Genomic DNA, 15,896 nt, shown 5'->3' on the forward strand with positions numbered 1-15,896 from the left:
TGTGCTGTAGCAAAACCGGACATTAAGTCGTTCGTTTTTAGATTGTGGTGACCCAACCTGAAATAGCTATAAGATTTGCAGACTTTTTTGGAAATAGGGATGAAAATAATGAAGGCGCTTGATGCGTTTTGTTACGTACTAACCTTTGGACGGTAACTTAGTGCCCGGCATCACGAATCGAGTTTAGCCTTGGTTGATACCAAAACTACCGAAAGCCCCATGAGCGCGATGAGCACAAACGATGCCCGCAATGTGGCAATACCTGCAATAAAGCCGATAACCGGAGGACCTACAAAAAAGCCCAGGAAGCCTATGGTTGACACGGCAGCCAAGGCAACGCCCGGCAGCATAGTTTTTGATTTGCCGGCAGCGCTGTACACCATCGGAACAACAGACGATACGCCTGCGCCAACTAACAGGAACCCGAATATGGCGGTGTAAAAATCAGGAAAAATTACTGCGATAGTAAGGCCGGTAGCTGTTAAGGCGCCACTTACCTGCAAAGTGCGTTTTAAGCCGTACCTATGAGCAAATCCATCGGCCACAAAACGGCCTATAAACATGGTACACATAAAGGCGGTGAAACCAATACCCACCCACTCGGCAGGGGCAAGCACAATTTTTTTGAAGTAGATAACGCTCCAGTCAAACATGGCACCTTCACATATCATCGAACAAAATGCGATGATACCTAATTTAATGAGCGATTTATCGGGCATGACAAATGCTGGCCCTGCGCTGGCTACCTTATCATCTTTTAAATAACGGGCAGATATAGCCAGCCCCGTTACAATAACCAACAGCATAAACAAAAAGTGGTATACAGGCGCTATTTTAAATGCAATCATTAGCGTACCAAAGCCGCCGCCAACAAAACCTGCCAGGCTCCATAAACCATGGAAAGAGGCCAATATGGGCCGTTGGTATATTTCCTCGGCGGCCACGGCTTGTGTGTTAACAGCTATATTAACGGCATTACTGCTAAACCCAAAACAAACCAGGCAAATGATAAGCTGAAAAGTATTTTGAGCCAGGCCCAAAGTAACCAATGCGCAGGCATAAACCAGCAATGCGCCGATGAGTAACCTGCGGCTGCCAATTTTGGTAATAATCCAGCCCGAAAATGGCAGGGATGCCATTAGCCCAACGGGTAGCGAGAATAACACGGCGCCAAGTGCCGCATCAGACAGGCCCATGGTTTGTTGTACTGTAGCGATACGCGATGCCCAGCTTGAAAAGCTTAACCCGGCCATAAAAAACATAGCTCCCACGGCAATGCGCAATGTTTTTTTGTTATTTAAAACCGGTAGGGCGGGTGCATCTATCATTCTTATTTTATTATACTAAGTGTATTTTTTACACTTAGTTGTGTTGATGCAAATATAGGTGTTTTGTTGACACAATGAAAATGCTAAATCGTTTTTTACTTTGACCTGTTTTTTTGAAAATAAAAAAGCAGTTGCTTTTAAACAACTGCTTTGCAAATATGACTTTGGTTTGGGTAAGGTTATTGCTTTAAGTTAAACGACCCTTTAACATGATGGGTATTAAATGATCCGTCCAATTCGTCTCCGCTGAAAGTGCCTTGTACTGTTCCCTTTGTATTTGACGAATGCGTTAAAATTGTTGCTTTTACCGTACCGGTTGCCTGGGCGGTAAGCTGCAAGGTTGGTGTGTTAATACTTGCCGCGAAAATATCATAGGTACCTGGTGTTATACCTGTAAAAATCAAAGTAAAAGAAGTATTAAGGTCGTTTGGGTTAAGCATTGCAATTTGTGTAGCCCCGTTTGGATAAAGCAGGCTCACGCCCGGGTCGCCCGGCAAAAAAACGACAAACGCTGTGTTTGAATTATAGGTTACTACAGCGCTGCTATCTACCTGGTACGAAATTGTGCCGACTGCTCCAATAGGTACTTCTCCGTTACTGCCAGTGCCAGGATCAGTTCCGGTTAGGGCTCCGGTAGTGTCTTTAGACTTGGTTGGCATAACATCACCGCTAAGCTTACAACTGCTAATCGTAACAATTAAAAATAAGCCGGTAAATAAATTATAGTATATTTTTTGCATACCCACATCATTGATTTTCACTCCGTTTTACTGCATTAAATATAATATTGTTTCGTGTTATTTAAAAATGTTTAAAACTATTTTTTGAGTTGATTGTATAGCTGAGCGTTTAAAAAAAGGTATAGGTTAAATAGCGAAATTTATTTAACCTATACCCTCTGGAATTTACATCAAATGAAATATTGTCCCGAAAAAAACAGGATGTCGGATTTGCAGCTATTAATCAGTAATTAAGCGCAGTCGCCATCCGGCCCGCATGATTCGCCTTCTATGATAGTTAGCGCCGGTTTGCTGTTCTCCTGCTGCCATTCGGCAAACGATTTTTCGATAGTCTCCTGGAAAACGGGAACCGCCTGCGCGCCCGATACGCCATATTTGTTATTCATCACAAAAAACGGAACGCCCCTGATGCCTAATTGCTGTGCTTCGGCAATATCACGTTTTACATCATCGGCATAAGTGTCGCTTTCCAGTACCTGCTTTATTTCGGCAGCATCAAGACCAATGCCGGTGCCCAGGTTTACCAGGGTATCAGTATCATCAATATTTAGACCATCAGTAAAGTAAGCTTTAAACAGCGCTTCTTCCGCTTTGTCGCCCAGGCCATGCTTTTTAGCCAGGTGACTAAAACGATGTGCCTTAAAACTATTGGCAACAACAGATCTGTCAAAATCATAGGTCAGGCCAACTTCGGCCGCCATCTGGGTTACGTGGTTGTTCATTTGCCGGGCGTATTCAAGTGTCCAGCCTTTTGCATCGGCCAGGTATTGGCTAATGTTAATATTGGGGTTGGTTTTCATATCCGGGTTAAGCTGAAAGCTTTTCCATTCAATTTCAACCTGGTCTTTATGCTCAAATTGTTCCAAAGCTTCTTCAAACCGGCGTTTGCCTATATAACAAAACGGGCACATTACATCGCTCCAGATCTCTACTTTCATCATGGTGTTTTAAAATTATTTGCCATACAAATTTAAACTAAGGGTTTAGCATCACCGTAAGGGCAAAGTAAAATTTAAGTGGGCTGGCGGCGTTGGCCTGAACCGGGATTCGTCAGATTTATCGGATTTTTTGGATTTGATTTGCAGGTGGTAACACAAAATCCAAAAAATCTGATAAATCTGTTTAATCCTGGTTCAGACAAAAATCTGGTTGCATAAAAATCAATCAAACTTAATTATGTTCAATTAGTTGGATAAATACCGGTAAAACAATTGCTTTGTATACCCGAAATAATTACGCCTACAATGCAAAAACGACACATTACTTTTTGTTTATTATCGTTGTTTATTTTATGCTGCGGTACTGCCATCGCCCAGCATAAAATTAAGCCTGTCGATACCGGCGACAACCTGTTTAGCGCCGGCTTTGCTTCTGGCTTTATAGGCGGCCTATATGATAACTGGTATCCTTATAAGCAACTGGAAAAACATGGTAATTTTGGCCTCGGCGCCCCCGGCCAGCTGGATGGCGAACTGTTGATGATGGATGGAAAGATATACCAGACCAGGTCAACAGGTAAAACAACCCTGGTTTCCGATACAGGTAAACTGCCTTATGCGGTAGTTTGCTTTTTTAAAGCTAAAAAAACGTTTACGCATGCCGGCGCCTTAACTAAAACGGGGCTTTATGCGCTGTTGGATAGCCTGCTTACCAATCAGAACGGTATTTATGCCATCCATATCAAGGGTAAATTTAAACTGGTTAAAACCCGCGCTTTCCCGCCGGTTGAAAAACCTTACCTGCCGCTTGCCGCCATGCTGAACAGGCAGCATTTTTTTGAACATGCCAACGTACAGGGCGACCTTGTAGGCTTCCGCATTCCGGCATTTATGGAGGGGGCGCATATCAGCGGTTATCATTTTCATTTTCTATCGACGGATAAAACTGCCGGCGGCCACCTGATTGACCTGGATGCGACGGATATTACAGTAGAAGTTGATACCCTTACCAGCTATACCATGGATTTGCCCCAAACTGCCGACTTCAATAACTTCGACTTTAAAAAAGACCGTAAAGAAGAGATAAAAAGCGTGGAAAACGGTAAGAAGCAGTAAATTAAGCGTTGGTGGCGAGGTTCGGGGATTATGGTTCGGGTCGAAGGTTCGAAATTCAATTTGTTCTTTTCAACTTACCCCCGAACCACGCTACACTAACCCCGCCCCTCAATAATAATTTGCAATAGATTGTTGTTTATTTAATTTTTTAGATAAATTAGGGTCGATTATAAAACCTTGTATTTAAATTTATTGGCTGGCTGCAACGCCCGAAACACATTAAAGCTGGTATGCCTTATATCCCGTTAGACGAAAACCTGCCCGGAATTACCGGTTTGCTTAATTATAGGCAGGATACGGCTTTGCCTATAAGGCAGCTTACCCAAATCCTGTTGCGGGGAGAATCGACCCTGACGGAAGGCGAGCGCGAATTAATTGCTACAGTGGTAAGCAATGGCAACCAATGTCGCTTTTGCACCAATGCCCATACCGCAGCTGCTAACGTTTTGTTGGGTGAAACCGAAACTGCCGAAAAGGTAAAAAATGATCCGGACAATGCCCCGGTAACTGAAAAAATGAAATATTTGCTTGAAATTGCGCGCCAAACACAGGTAAACGGCAAAAATGTAACACCCGAATTGGTTGCTAATGCCAAACAGGCCGGCGCTACCGACCTGGAGCTACACGATACTGTTTTAATTGCCGCCCTTTTTAGTTTATATAACCGTTATGTAGATGGACTGGCCAGCGTTACCCCAACCGAACCTGCTTTTTATAATCGCCTTGCAGGTATCTTAAAAACAAATGGCTATTTGCCATCGGCAAATAGGTATGCCGCCTTAAATGCAGATTAAATGAAGAAATATATACACAGACCTGGAATATTTTGGATTGGGATTATTTTGTTGGTTGTACCGGGCCTGGTACATGCCTACCTGCTGATGCCTTTCCCTGGCAGCCAGGATTTAAATGCTATCACCGTATGCTATTACCTTGAAAAAATTGTAAACCCGCTACGTTTAATAGGCGCTATTTTTATTGTTTGGTACCTGTTTAAATTCTACTCAAAAAATACACAAAGGGGTAAAATAGTTAAAGCTGCGGTATTGCTGCTTTGCCTGGCCAGCTTTTACATTACCGATTACATGTACAAAGCCGAAACCATGTTTAAAGAAACCGAGGCTGCTAAATTTGCCAACGGCTTATCAAACAAGGTGCCTTTAAATTATTTGGTTGTGGGTGTGGTAAACAATGGCGTTGCCAAGGCTTACCCGGTTATTTATTTGGGCTATCATCATAAAGTACAGGATAATGTGGGCCAGCAGCCCGTTTTGGTTACCTATTGTACCATGTGCCGCACGGGCAGGGTTTATAACCCTATTGTAAATGGAAAACGTCAAAATTTCAGGCTGGTAGGGGCCAGGCACTATAATGCCATTATTGAGGATGAAAGCACCAAAACGTGGTGGTACCAGGCTACCGGCAACGCCGCGGTTGGTAAACTGAAGGGGCAGCATTTACAGGAGTTGCCTTATGAGCAATTAACCCTGGGTGCCTGGTTGCAAAAGCATCCAACATCGCTCATTATGCAGGCCGATAAGTTGTATGCACCTGATTATGCCGACCTTAAAAATTACGACCGTGTACAGTATATAGATAAAGATAGCACCTTGAAAAATAAAGATTCGCTTATCCGTAAAAGCTGGGTTATCGGGGTAATCATTAACGGCCAGGCCAAAGCCTATGACTGGCGGCATATGTTCCACAAGCGGATACTGAACGACGAACTTAATAATAATTCGCTACTGATAGGCATCGAGAAGGACAGCCTGAGCTATCATGTATGGAACGCTGTGCTTAATGGTAAAACACTCCATTTCGACCTGGATAAGAATGATAAGCTTACCGATAAGGAAACAGCCTCTGTTTGGGATTGGGATGGTTTGTGTACTTCAGGAGCACAAAAAGGACAACGGCTTACCAAAGTACAGGCTTACCAGGAATACTGGCATTCATGGAAGCATTTTCACCCCAAAACCATATTTTGGAAGGAAGGCGAGCGGGAGGAACCTTTAGCAGTTATTTGGGGTTTGTAGGTTGGCTAAACTAAATAACTGCCGTAATCTTTGCTATGTCACTGTCGTTTAGCAGGTCGCCATTATCAATGTTCGGGTAATATTTGTCCAGGATTTTTTGAATAAGCAGGTAGCTTTCCATCGACTGGATAGGAGGGTTGGCCAGTTCATTGATGATAGAGCCAATCATTTTTAATTTTTTTGCCTCATACTGGTTCAGCACAAAGTCAGAAGTCTTCGTTTTGCGGCTTTGGGTAATCAATTCGTCCAGTTTCTTAATCTCCTCAATCAGGTCAATCAGCTTTAATACTTCCACTTTTTTCATCGGCGGTAAAATTAAGCAAATAATGTAGATGTGCAGATTTTAGATTTCAAATGTGCAGATGAGAGTCATTTAAAAATTTGAGAATTTGAAGATTTGAAAATGAGGCTGCAATAGATTATAATTCAATAATTCTTCCCCTCGTAACAATTTCCCCTGCCAGCCGTCTATAAAGCGTATGCTTCAGCTTGAAAAGGGAAAATATTTCGGAATCCAGAATAAGGCTATTCATTTGGATAACCTTATCGTTACTGATACCGAGTATACATATGATAAGGTTGACTGGCATACCCATGAAAACCCGTACTTTACTTTTTTGCTTACCGGTAACATGCAGGAAACCAACAAAAAAGAAAGTTATGAATGCAACGCCGGAACTTTGTTATTCCATAACTGGCAAGATGCGCATTGTAATGTCAAACATCCCGGCTATACCCGTGGATTTCATATTGAGTTAGAGCAGGATTTTTTTGAAAGGTACCAATTGCCTTTAAGCCGGATAGAAGGAAGCCTGAAACTGGATAACCCGGTTTTGAAACTGCTGTTCCGCAATATGTATATGGAAACCAAATACACGGCCGATATTGAGTTACTTATAATCCGCGAATCGCTTTTTAAGGTTTTCGGTTTCCTTACCGGCGAAAAATGCCGGGAAACCGCGAGGCAGCCGGCCTGGGTTAAAAAAATAAAAGAGGTTTTAAACGATGCCGATGCCGCCACTTTATCGTGGGATGTACTGGCTGCTATAGCGCAGGTGCACCCTGTACATTTATCGCGCAGTTTCCCCACGTATTTTAACACCACGGTTGGCGACTATCTAAAAAAACAAAGGATAAACCAGGCTGCCGTGCTGTTGGCAAAAGCTGATGTTTCACTTACCCAAATTGGCTATGAATGTGGCTTTGCAGACCAGAGTCATTTTATCCGCAGCTTCAAGCAGGCGTTTGGTGTTACGCCTTTGCAGTACCGCAAAATAATTACCGCACGTTAACAATGTGCTATTTTGCCGGCATTATTGCCATTACTATTGTGGTATAAAATATATATCATGTTATTAAGCACGTATTTAAAAAATAGGCTACCCGCGTTGCTGTTTCTGTTGCTCATCAGTTATGGCTGCATGGCGCAGGCAGGGATGAAACCATACGAAGGCCATTGGGAGGGCTTACTAAATCATCCGGAGAATTTCAGTATTAATGTATCTGTAAAAAAGTTGGGCGCTAATGCATATACGTTTCAATTGTCATCTGCCGGGAAATCAATTCAAAAGAGATTTGGCTTATCGGCCAATAAGTTTGATATCAAAATAGATAGCAACCTTGCTGTTAAAGGCATTATCGGGGAGGGGCAAATCCGGCTTTTTATCCGTTCCGTTCAGTGGAGCTATCACCTGGTATTGAAACAGCAGCCGGGCAATACTTATACTGGCCGGTGGAATATACTTTTTGTGCCCAACCTGAAACCTCAATTTTATATTGATGTTGAGAACACCGATTCTACCAAATATGAGGCCTATATTTTCCTGGGTGATCCTCGCTTTTCGGGCTTCGCCAGTGGCGGGCTAACGCTTACAAGTGATAATATTCACTTCAGAGATTATCGCACCGGGTTAAAGTTTAGTGGCAGAATTTTAAAGGATGCAATAAACTTACAGGCGTCAATAGCCGGCTTGCCTATTGCTGCGGTTTCATTGCGCCGCTCGGTTAATGATTGGGAGTTAACAGGCGGAAACCTCAAAATACCATTTGATGGCAAAACGCCGGTTGATATGCACGATGCCCTGCCGGTAAATAGTTTAAAAGCTGCCGGCTTAGATGAACGCTATTTAAAACTGATGGTAGATAGCATCAACGCCAATAAAATTACAAATACGCACAGCGTGCTCATTAGCCGCAATGGTAAGTTGGTTTATGAGCAATATTTTAATGGCTATGATGAGGCAACGGTGCACGACCTTCGCTCGGCTTCAAAAAGTATCTCGTCGGCAATTGTGGGTATTGCTATGGACAAAGGCCTGCTGAAAGATACAGCCCAGAAACTGTTTGGATTTTTACCGGCAAAGTACAAACACGCCGCCGATGGCGATGCCAGGAAACAAGCTATCAGCATTGGCAGCCTGCTTACCATGAGCTCGGGCCTGGATGCGATAGATTTCGGCATTGATCGTAAATCCGCGGCATCCGAAGACGAATACCAAAACTCGGCCGATTGGCTTAAAACGGTGGTGGAAGCGCCAATGATTAACTATCCCGGAACACATGCCAATTACAGCTCGGCCAATCCGTATTTATTGGGTGTAATTGTAGATACGGTTGTAAAATACCCGCTCGATTTGTTTATCGATCAAAATCTTTTTGAACCCTTAGGCATCTCCAACTATATCGTTTTTGACGATCCCTTGAACCGCCCCTATTTTGGAGGCGGCATGCTCCTGCGCCCACGCGACTTATTGAAATTCGGTTTGCTTTATGCCAATGGTGGTAAATGGCAAAACAGGCAGATCATCAGTAAAAACTGGGTTGATGCATCATTTAAAAAATACCTTGTGCTCGAAAATCATAATGAGAAAAACGAATATGGCTTTTTGTGGTGGCATTACCACTATAACGTAAACGGCCAAACCATCAACACTATTGAAGCCCGTGGCGCTGGCGGTCAGTACATTTTTATTGTGCCGCAATACCATATGGTAGTAGTTATTACATCAGGTAATTTCAGGAACCGAAGGGTATGGCAGCCGGAAAAGATCATGGAAAATTATATTCTGAAGACGGCGGGTAAATAATATAAAACGCTGATCATTATTTTTTTATAATATTCTGGTAACCTAAGTAACTAAAAAACGTCTTATCTTAGATATCAACAAAATTAAATTATGAAAAGAAAGTTTTTTACTACAGCATTATTGGTTGGTTGCTTTATGGCGTGCCTTGCAGCCATTGCCGACCTTAACGGAAAATGGGCCGGAAAAATTGACATTGGCGGCACCGAATACCCCTTACTTTACAATTTTAAAATTGAAGGGGATAAATTAACAGGAACGGCTTTAACACCCGAAGGCGACGTGCCTTTAACTAATGGTAAAACAGATGGCACTACGTTTTCATTTAGCATAGCTACCAGCGGAATGGATATTGCGCACACTGGCAAATTTTACGGCGATTCAACTGCTATCGACCTGGAAATTAACGGCTCAAAAAATCACGCCGTTTTGAAAAGAGCAGAAGAAAAGAAATAGTTTTATACTTACCAGGTGAAACTATCCCAGGCTTACGAAGCTTTAGAAAGCTTCGTAAGCCTTTGGTTTTCTTGTATCAATCGCTACCAGTCGGGGTTGAATTTTACCCAGTAGATATCATCCCAGCCATTTCCTGCACCGCTTAACAATGCTTTTAATTGTAGATACGATTTTGGTTTATCGTTTGTTAAATCTTTATTTAACCTGCTGCTGGTAAATATCAGGTATTTTTTATCCCAGCTTACAAATGGACAATAATCTATCGCGCCGGAATTGATTGGTGCCGGCAAATGTTTTACGGGCAGCCAGTTGCCTGTTTTATCTTTGCGGCTTATATATAAATCGCCGCGCCCCAGGTTATCCGGCCTGCCATCCGAGCTAAAGAGGATGAATTGCTCGTCGGGATCAACAAAAGCGTTAAACTCATCGTATTTGGTATTTACGTCTTCGGGCAGGCTTTCGGGTTTGTTAAATCCACTGTTTACATTGGGCTTGCAAATTACAATATCTTCGCTGCCTTTACCATAATCGGCCTCTACTGTAAAATACAGGTTGCCGCTGCGGGTTATGCCGGGGTAAAATTCGTTTTTATCTGTATTAACTATCGGGCCTAAATTCTCCGCTTCTGTCCATGTACCGTTAGGTTTATGCTTAACCCGCCAAATGTCGAAGTCTTTTTTTGTGGGGTTGTTTGCTGTAGGCCTGTTCGACGAGAAATAAACTGTTTGCCCATCGGGTGAGAATGCTGCCTCCAAATCTTTATATCTGCCCGAAAACTGGGCTACCTGCGGCTTACCCCATTTACCATTCTTTTTAATCAGGTGTAAAATGGTGCTGGTTACAAAACGGGGTTGTTGTAAAGTATAAAATATCTCGTCGCCATTTGGCGATATGGCAAAATCGCGGTTGCTTAGTCCATCTGTTAATAATCCTTTGGCAAAAAAAACCGGGGTATCGGTTGGTAATATCGCATCGGGATAATTTACCTGGGCAACGGTTTTATTACCCATAATTAACAGGATAACAAGAAAGGTTAGTTTATGCATGGTGGCTACAATTTAAGTTAATAAGTGCATGTTTTGTAACATCAGCGCCAATTTATCATCGAAGATAACAACTGCCCAAATTCATATGATGAAGATACGTTTATGTTGCTTTTGCTTTTTTACATTGTGCTTATTTAATGTCGGTGCGCAAGAAAAGTTTGATGTTTTTTCGGACAGGTTTGTAAGCGGGCACAAGACCCTTAACCTGCCACAACTTGAGCTGAGCTATGTAAGCGGCCTGGAACATATTGGTACTACTGAAAACATCCAAAAACAAGTTGCTTTTTTTACGTGGGCAAAGCAGGGCCTTTTAAATTATGAAGCCAATATTCTGACACCATCGCAAAAGCTGGACTATAACCTGATTACTTATGAAACCGGCCTAAACCTGGAGCGCCTGGCATTGGAACAGGAGTGGATAAAGCATCGCCCGGAGAAAATATCGGCAGGGGGCATCATAACTATCCCCAACGGTAAGGCATGGTATGCTTATTTATTAAAACGATGGGTAGGCGCCGATGTGACGCCCGACGGGGTTTACAAATTTGGCCTTACCGAAGTTGCCCGTGTACAACGGCATATTGAAATAGTGAGGCAACAAACCGGACTATCAGAGGAAGCTTTTTACAAACATCTGAACGATGCTGTTTTTTTTGAAAGCGACCCCAAAGTAGTGCAACAAAGCTTTGAGCACACCAAAGCAATTATCTATACCAACCTGCCCGGGCTGTTTAACGATGCCGAACCAAACCCTTTAAAAATTAAGGCAGGCGAAAGCAGGCAACTGGCGCAAACGCCGGGTTACTATGATAACAACACTTTTTATTACAACCTTTTTGATAAGCCCTACAACAAGCGTCAGTACGATTGGCTTTTTATACATGAAGCCGTGCCGGGGCACCACTACCAGGCAAGTGTTGAAAGTAAAACCAAAACATCGGCGGTGCAGCAGCTTTTTTATTACATAGGCTTTGCCGAAGGCTGGGCTGCTTATACCGAAGAATTAGGTAAGCAACTGGGTGTATATCAAACCCCTTATGATGAGCTGGGTAAGTGGGAGTGGGATATAGTACGCTCGGTACGCGTACCGCTTGATGTTGGCCTAAACTATTATGGCTGGACGGATGAGCAGGCCCTTGCCTTCTGGAAAAAGAACATACGTAACCAGGATGATATTGCCCTGCGCGAAATAGCCCGCATGCGCCGCTGGCCAGCCCAGGTAGTTACCTATAAATACGGCGCGCTGCAAATACTGCAGTGGAAAGAGGAATTGCAAAAAAAGCAGGGTAAAGAATTTAATATCAGGGATTTTCACTCGCGCGTGCTGGATCATGGCTCGCTGCCCTTGTTTTTGGTAAAAGAAAACGTATTCAGGTAAATAAAACCTGCGCCGTTATTTATACTACCGCAGGTTTTATTACCATGTCTTATTTCAGGATCACCTTTGTGGCACCATAGCCAAATTTTTCTTTACGGGCATCCATAAAAGTTTGTACTTTGGGGTGTTTGCCCAATAGCTTATGTAGTTCGTGCCGTAAAATACCATTGCCGGCTCCATGAATAAAAGTAATATCGGGCAGTTGGTGAACTATAGCTGCATCCAGCGCTTTATGAAAATGGGCAAGCTGGATCTGAATCATTTCGCCGGCTTGTAAAAACTGGTGATCGTCGCGCAGTTTCTCTATATGCAGGTCAACCTCGCTCACCGGCTTTTCAAATACAACCTTTTCCTCGGCGGGTTTAAAAAAGCTTTCTTTTAGTTTTTGGGCGTCTATTACCAAATCCGGCTCATCAAGCCTTATAAGCCACCCGGCCTGGTTTAATAGCGGCACCTGCTTTTTGGTTGATGAAAAATCTTTTGCCTTAAATTTTTCTTTTACAGCCAGCGGTAAAGGTGGCTCGATATTCTGTTTGGTGTTATAAATAATATGGAAGGTAAACAATGGCCACAATTGCAAATCGGCTAATTGAGCCGAGTAAATTTTTTCTGTGGATGATGGCGGTATTACCCCGGCAAACTCTCCTTTAAAAACCTGTTGCTTTTCGGTGCTAAAAGCGGCCAATAGCTGAAATGATGTGGTATTAACCAAATGGAAATGAACTACCGAAGGTGCTTTGGCGTCGGCCACAACGCCAACATAAATGCCTTTCTTTTCAAATGTGCCCAAATCAGCTGGCTTTTCATCAGCAATGGCTGCCTTTTTTGTTCCGGCGGGTTCATAGCCATGTACGGTGGTTACCTTGCTGGCCAGCACAGGTATTTCAAATTCGTCGTCGCCGGTAACTCCTATCATCTGATCGTCAATAATGCGGGTTACAAAACCTTCCATTTTTTCGTCAACAAACCGAACAAAATCGCCTAATTTATATTTCATAGTTATGCTTATCAGCGGGCAAAGTTAGTATTACTTTTTGGCTATGCTGCCGGCAAGTTAATGCAATCATCACAACATCTTAATTGAAAAAAACATGAGCAATAACACCCCGAACCATCTGAACCCTTATTCGTTAAAACAGGTATTTTTACATAGCCTTAACCGCATTTATTTTGGCAAGTGTTATCTAAATAATAACCTGGAACACATCATCGCGCGGGCTTCTTTTAGTAATTTACAACTGGCCATCCACGAGTTTTGGGGCGACATTAGAAAACAGATTGCCCGTATGGACGAAGTTTATGCCTATATGGGCGAAACGCCATCAGATAAAAATTGTAACCCCATAAAATCAATCGTCAAAGATCAGTTTTGCCTGGATGAAAAACAGCAAATAACTATTTTGAGCGATATGGACATCATTATGTACCTGCAATTACTTGAGCACGTTAATATTACATCCTGCCGCATGCTGATGATGGTTGCCAAATTATTGAAATACGATAAGGTTAACCAATTGCTAACAGAATGTTTTGACGAATCGATAGACAACGACCGCCTGTTTGTGATAATCTCGAAAGAGTATCTTACCGAGGAATAAGACAGATTTGATGCCTCTTTGAAACAATAAAGCCACCCGAACAAGTTCGGATGGCTTAAATATTAGTTATTTAATACCCCTATTAAAATAACTTGTACAAATAAAAAAAATATTTCCCGCAATAGCAAACTATTTAATCTCAATTAAAAAGATGTTACAATTTTGTTACGAAAAACTGACGATTAAGTAGGTGTATTAAATTTCATTTATTTTGTAACTATTTGGTGTTAACAGCATCTTTACAAAAGTTGACACACTGAATTTATTTACATTTATGAAACACACCAAACTAATAGCGTTTTACGCATTGTCGTGTTTCGCGCTCACGCAAGTGAAGGCCCAAACCTTATACATGCCGCGCGATATTCAAAAAGCTTTTACAAAAGAAACGCGACAAGCCGACGGAAAGCCTGGTAAAAAATACTGGCAAAATCACGGAACTTACAACATCACTATTACTGCCTTGCCGCCGGATAGGAACGTTAAAGGGTCGGAAACGATAAATTACGTAAATAATAGCCCGGATACATTGAAAAGGCTTAATATGAAGCTAATCCTGAACATTCATAAACCCGGTGTTGCCCGGTTTGGAGATGCAGGAGATGACTACCTGACCAGCGGCATTCAGTTTGATAAGTTTTTGATTAATGGCGAGGCTAAAAAAGTTAATAGTAAAGCGGCCTCAACCAATATGGCGGTAACTTTAACAAAACCTTTAATGCCGCATGATTCATTAAAACTGGATATCGATTGGCATTTCCAGATCTCGCTGGAAAGCGGCCGCGAGGGTATGATTGATTCCACCTCCTACTACCTGGCTTATTTTTACCCGCGTGTAGCCGTTTATGACGATTACAATGGTTGGGACAGGTTGCCTTTTTTAGATGCGCAGGAGTTTTATAACGATTTTAACGATTACACCCTCACGGTAAATGTTCCGAAAAACTATATAGTTTGGGCAACAGGCACATTGCAAAACCCCAACCAGGTTTTACAGCCTGAATATGCCAAACGCCTGGCAGCATCAATGACCAGCGATTCGACAATACATGTGGCAACTGCTGCCGACCTTGCCAAAAAGGATATTACAGTGCAAAAAGACCAGAATAGTTGGATCTGGAAAGCAAATGATATCAGCGATATGGCTGTTGGCATCAGCGATCATTATGTATGGGATGCCGCAAGCGCCATAGTTGATGATGCCACGCACCGCAGGGCAAGTATGCAGGCTGCGTTTTTAGATAAATCAGAAGATTTTCATCATGCGGTGCAAGCTGGGCGCCATTCGTTAAGCTGGTTGTCACATAACTGGCCGGGGGTACCTTATCCTTTCCCTAAAATGACTGCTTTTCAGGGTTTTGCTGACATGGAATACCCTATGATGGTTAATGACAGTCATACAGACGATATCCAGTTTGCCGCTTTTGTTCAGGATCATGAAATAGCCCATACCTATTTCCCATTCTATATGGGCATTAACGAAAGTCGTTACGCTTTTATGGACGAAGGCTGGGCCACAACTTTTGAACGTTTAATAGGTACCGACGAAGTAGGTGCCGAAAAGGCCGACGCACTTTACAAGAGTTTCAGGATAAACGGATGGATTCATGACGCATCAACCGCCGAAGATCAGCCCATTATTACTATGTCAAGCGAATTAAGGGCGGGTTATGGTAACAACTCATATGGTAAACCGTCGTTAAGCTATTTTGCTTTGAAAGATATGCTTGGCGACGATTTATTTAAAAAAGCGCTGCATGGCTACATGGACCGCTGGCACGGTAAACACCCTATCCCATGGGATTACTTTAACTCTATGAGCAATATATCTGGCAGTAACCTTAACTGGTTTTTTAATAACTGGTTTTTTAGCAATTACTACATCGACCTAAACCTGCAAAAGGTTGGCAAAGCTAAAGATGGTTATGTTGCCGATATTAAAAATGTAGGCGGTTTTGTTATCCCGTTTGATGTGAAGATAACTTATGCCGACGGAACAACCGAAACCAGGCACCAATCGCCTGCTGTTTGGGAAAAAAATCAAAAACAAATTTCGGTCAGCATTAAAACTCCCAAAGTAATTAAAGCCGTGACCCTTGACGGCGGTATATTTATGGATGCAACCGAAGGAAATAATACGTTTGCTTTTAAATAAACAATAAGAAAAAAATATATCA

General features: G+C 42.5%; 15 protein-coding genes. 9 read left to right on the forward strand and 6 right to left on the reverse strand.

Going from position 1 to position 15,896, the window contains the following annotated elements; all coding sequences use genetic code 11:
• Positions 1–170: 170 nt before the first annotated feature.
• From ACFGVS_RS29280 to ACFGVS_RS29290, 3 genes are all read right to left on the reverse strand, one after another.
• Positions 171–1,328, reverse strand: coding sequence for an MFS transporter (locus ACFGVS_RS29280; protein WP_274209054.1), 1,158 nt, complete (start codon positions 1,326–1,328; stop codon positions 171–173).
• A gap of 179 nt (positions 1,329–1,507) precedes the next feature.
• Positions 1,508–2,068, reverse strand: a complete 561-nt coding sequence (locus ACFGVS_RS29285) for a hypothetical protein (RefSeq protein ID WP_439696657.1) — start codon at positions 2,066–2,068, stop codon at positions 1,508–1,510.
• A 230-nt stretch (positions 2,069–2,298) separates the two neighbouring features.
• Positions 2,299–3,009, reverse strand: coding sequence for a DsbA family oxidoreductase (locus ACFGVS_RS29290; RefSeq protein WP_439696658.1), 711 nt, complete (start codon positions 3,007–3,009; stop codon positions 2,299–2,301).
• 303 nt (positions 3,010–3,312) lie between these two features.
• On the opposite strand from ACFGVS_RS29290, the gene budA reads away from it, so the two are divergent.
• The 3 genes from budA (at position 3,313) to ACFGVS_RS29305 (ending at position 6,158) form a co-directional block, all read left to right on the forward strand.
• Positions 3,313–4,122, forward strand: a complete 810-nt coding sequence (gene budA / locus ACFGVS_RS29295) for an acetolactate decarboxylase (RefSeq protein ID WP_439696659.1) — start codon at positions 3,313–3,315, stop codon at positions 4,120–4,122.
• 230 nt (positions 4,123–4,352) lie between these two features.
• Complete coding sequence (locus ACFGVS_RS29300) at positions 4,353–4,916, forward strand: carboxymuconolactone decarboxylase family protein (protein WP_090644767.1); 564 nt, start codon at positions 4,353–4,355, stop codon at positions 4,914–4,916.
• Positions 4,917–6,158 (forward strand): DUF3179 domain-containing (seleno)protein, encoded by a 1,242-nt coding sequence (locus tag ACFGVS_RS29305; protein ID WP_439696660.1) that lies wholly within the window; start codon positions 4,917–4,919, stop codon positions 6,156–6,158.
• 10 nt (positions 6,159–6,168) lie between these two features.
• Here the strand turns inward: ACFGVS_RS29305 and ACFGVS_RS29310 are convergent, their stop codons facing one another.
• A complete protein-coding gene (locus tag ACFGVS_RS29310; protein WP_439696661.1) occupies positions 6,169–6,462 on the reverse strand; it encodes a hypothetical protein in 294 nt (97 codons plus the stop codon).
• Between the two features lie 175 nt (positions 6,463–6,637).
• Here ACFGVS_RS29310 and ACFGVS_RS29315 point away from each other — a divergent pair, with 175 nt between their 5' ends.
• The 3 genes from ACFGVS_RS29315 to ACFGVS_RS29325 all read left to right on the forward strand — a co-directional run bounded on the left by ACFGVS_RS29315 (position 6,638) and on the right by ACFGVS_RS29325 (position 9,697).
• Entirely contained in the window at positions 6,638–7,450 is an 813-nt protein-coding gene (locus ACFGVS_RS29315) for a helix-turn-helix domain-containing protein (RefSeq protein ID WP_439696662.1), read from the forward strand.
• Positions 7,451–7,507: 57 nt separating this feature from the next.
• Positions 7,508–9,244: a serine hydrolase domain-containing protein gene (locus ACFGVS_RS29320; protein ID WP_439696663.1), complete on the forward strand. Its 1,737-nt coding sequence runs from the start codon at positions 7,508–7,510 to the stop codon at positions 9,242–9,244.
• A gap of 90 nt (positions 9,245–9,334) precedes the next feature.
• Positions 9,335–9,697, forward strand: a complete 363-nt coding sequence (locus ACFGVS_RS29325) for a hypothetical protein (RefSeq protein ID WP_090644786.1) — start codon at positions 9,335–9,337, stop codon at positions 9,695–9,697.
• 83 nt (positions 9,698–9,780) lie between these two features.
• On the opposite strand, the gene ACFGVS_RS29330 is transcribed toward ACFGVS_RS29325, so the two are convergent.
• Positions 9,781–10,743: a hypothetical protein gene (locus tag ACFGVS_RS29330; RefSeq protein WP_439696664.1), complete on the reverse strand. Its 963-nt coding sequence runs from the start codon at positions 10,741–10,743 to the stop codon at positions 9,781–9,783.
• A gap of 85 nt (positions 10,744–10,828) precedes the next feature.
• Here ACFGVS_RS29330 and ACFGVS_RS29335 point away from each other — a divergent pair, with 85 nt between their 5' ends.
• The gene (locus ACFGVS_RS29335) at positions 10,829–12,121 is read left to right on the forward strand and encodes a DUF885 domain-containing protein (protein WP_439696665.1); all 1,293 of its coding nucleotides are present in this window, start codon (positions 10,829–10,831) and stop codon (positions 12,119–12,121) included.
• Between the two features lie 49 nt (positions 12,122–12,170).
• On the opposite strand, the gene ACFGVS_RS29340 is transcribed toward ACFGVS_RS29335, so the two are convergent.
• Entirely contained in the window at positions 12,171–13,118 is a 948-nt protein-coding gene (locus tag ACFGVS_RS29340) for a Smr/MutS family protein (protein ID WP_439696666.1), read from the reverse strand.
• 94 nt (positions 13,119–13,212) lie between these two features.
• Between ACFGVS_RS29340 and ACFGVS_RS29345 the strand changes: the two genes are divergently transcribed.
• Both ACFGVS_RS29345 and ACFGVS_RS29350 read left to right on the forward strand, forming a co-directional pair.
• Positions 13,213–13,719 (forward strand): DUF892 family protein, encoded by a 507-nt coding sequence (locus ACFGVS_RS29345; protein WP_274209044.1) that lies wholly within the window; start codon positions 13,213–13,215, stop codon positions 13,717–13,719.
• 274 nt (positions 13,720–13,993) lie between these two features.
• On the forward strand, positions 13,994–15,874 hold the full coding sequence (locus tag ACFGVS_RS29350) for a M1 family metallopeptidase (RefSeq protein WP_274209043.1): 1,881 nt from the start codon (positions 13,994–13,996) through the stop codon (positions 15,872–15,874).
• Positions 15,875–15,896 lie beyond the last annotated feature (22 nt).

Source organism: Mucilaginibacter sediminis, from assembly GCF_051903035.1.
GTDB lineage: Bacteria > Bacteroidota > Bacteroidia > Sphingobacteriales > Sphingobacteriaceae > Mucilaginibacter.

Bases quoted from the DNA above. Each gene is read 5' to 3' on its own strand.
- ACFGVS_RS29310 (WP_439696661.1), bottom strand. From the start codon at position 6,462: ATGAAAAAAGTGGAAGTATTAAAGCTGATTGACCTGATTGAGGAGATT.
- ACFGVS_RS29335 (WP_439696665.1), top strand. From the start codon at position 10,829: ATGATGAAGATACGTTTATGTTGCTTTTGCTTTTTTACATTGTGCTTA.
- ACFGVS_RS29320 (WP_439696663.1), top strand. From the start codon at position 7,508: ATGTTATTAAGCACGTATTTAAAAAATAGGCTACCCGCGTTGCTGTTT.
- ACFGVS_RS29350 (WP_274209043.1), top strand. From the start codon at position 13,994: ATGAAACACACCAAACTAATAGCGTTTTACGCATTGTCGTGTTTCGCG.
- ACFGVS_RS29340 (WP_439696666.1), bottom strand. From the start codon at position 13,118: ATGAAATATAAATTAGGCGATTTTGTTCGGTTTGTTGACGAAAAAATG.
- budA (WP_439696659.1), top strand. From the start codon at position 3,313: ATGCAAAAACGACACATTACTTTTTGTTTATTATCGTTGTTTATTTTA.
- ACFGVS_RS29290 (WP_439696658.1), bottom strand. From the start codon at position 3,009: ATGATGAAAGTAGAGATCTGGAGCGATGTAATGTGCCCGTTTTGTTAT.
- ACFGVS_RS29325 (WP_090644786.1), top strand. From the start codon at position 9,335: ATGAAAAGAAAGTTTTTTACTACAGCATTATTGGTTGGTTGCTTTATG.
- ACFGVS_RS29305 (WP_439696660.1), top strand. From the start codon at position 4,917: ATGAAGAAATATATACACAGACCTGGAATATTTTGGATTGGGATTATT.
- ACFGVS_RS29300 (WP_090644767.1), top strand. From the start codon at position 4,353: ATGCCTTATATCCCGTTAGACGAAAACCTGCCCGGAATTACCGGTTTG.
- ACFGVS_RS29280 (WP_274209054.1), bottom strand. From the start codon at position 1,328: ATGATAGATGCACCCGCCCTACCGGTTTTAAATAACAAAAAAACATTG.
- ACFGVS_RS29330 (WP_439696664.1), bottom strand. From the start codon at position 10,743: ATGCATAAACTAACCTTTCTTGTTATCCTGTTAATTATGGGTAATAAA.
- ACFGVS_RS29315 (WP_439696662.1), top strand. From the start codon at position 6,638: ATGCTTCAGCTTGAAAAGGGAAAATATTTCGGAATCCAGAATAAGGCT.
- ACFGVS_RS29345 (WP_274209044.1), top strand. From the start codon at position 13,213: ATGAGCAATAACACCCCGAACCATCTGAACCCTTATTCGTTAAAACAG.
- ACFGVS_RS29285 (WP_439696657.1), bottom strand. From the start codon at position 2,068: ATGCAAAAAATATACTATAATTTATTTACCGGCTTATTTTTAATTGTT.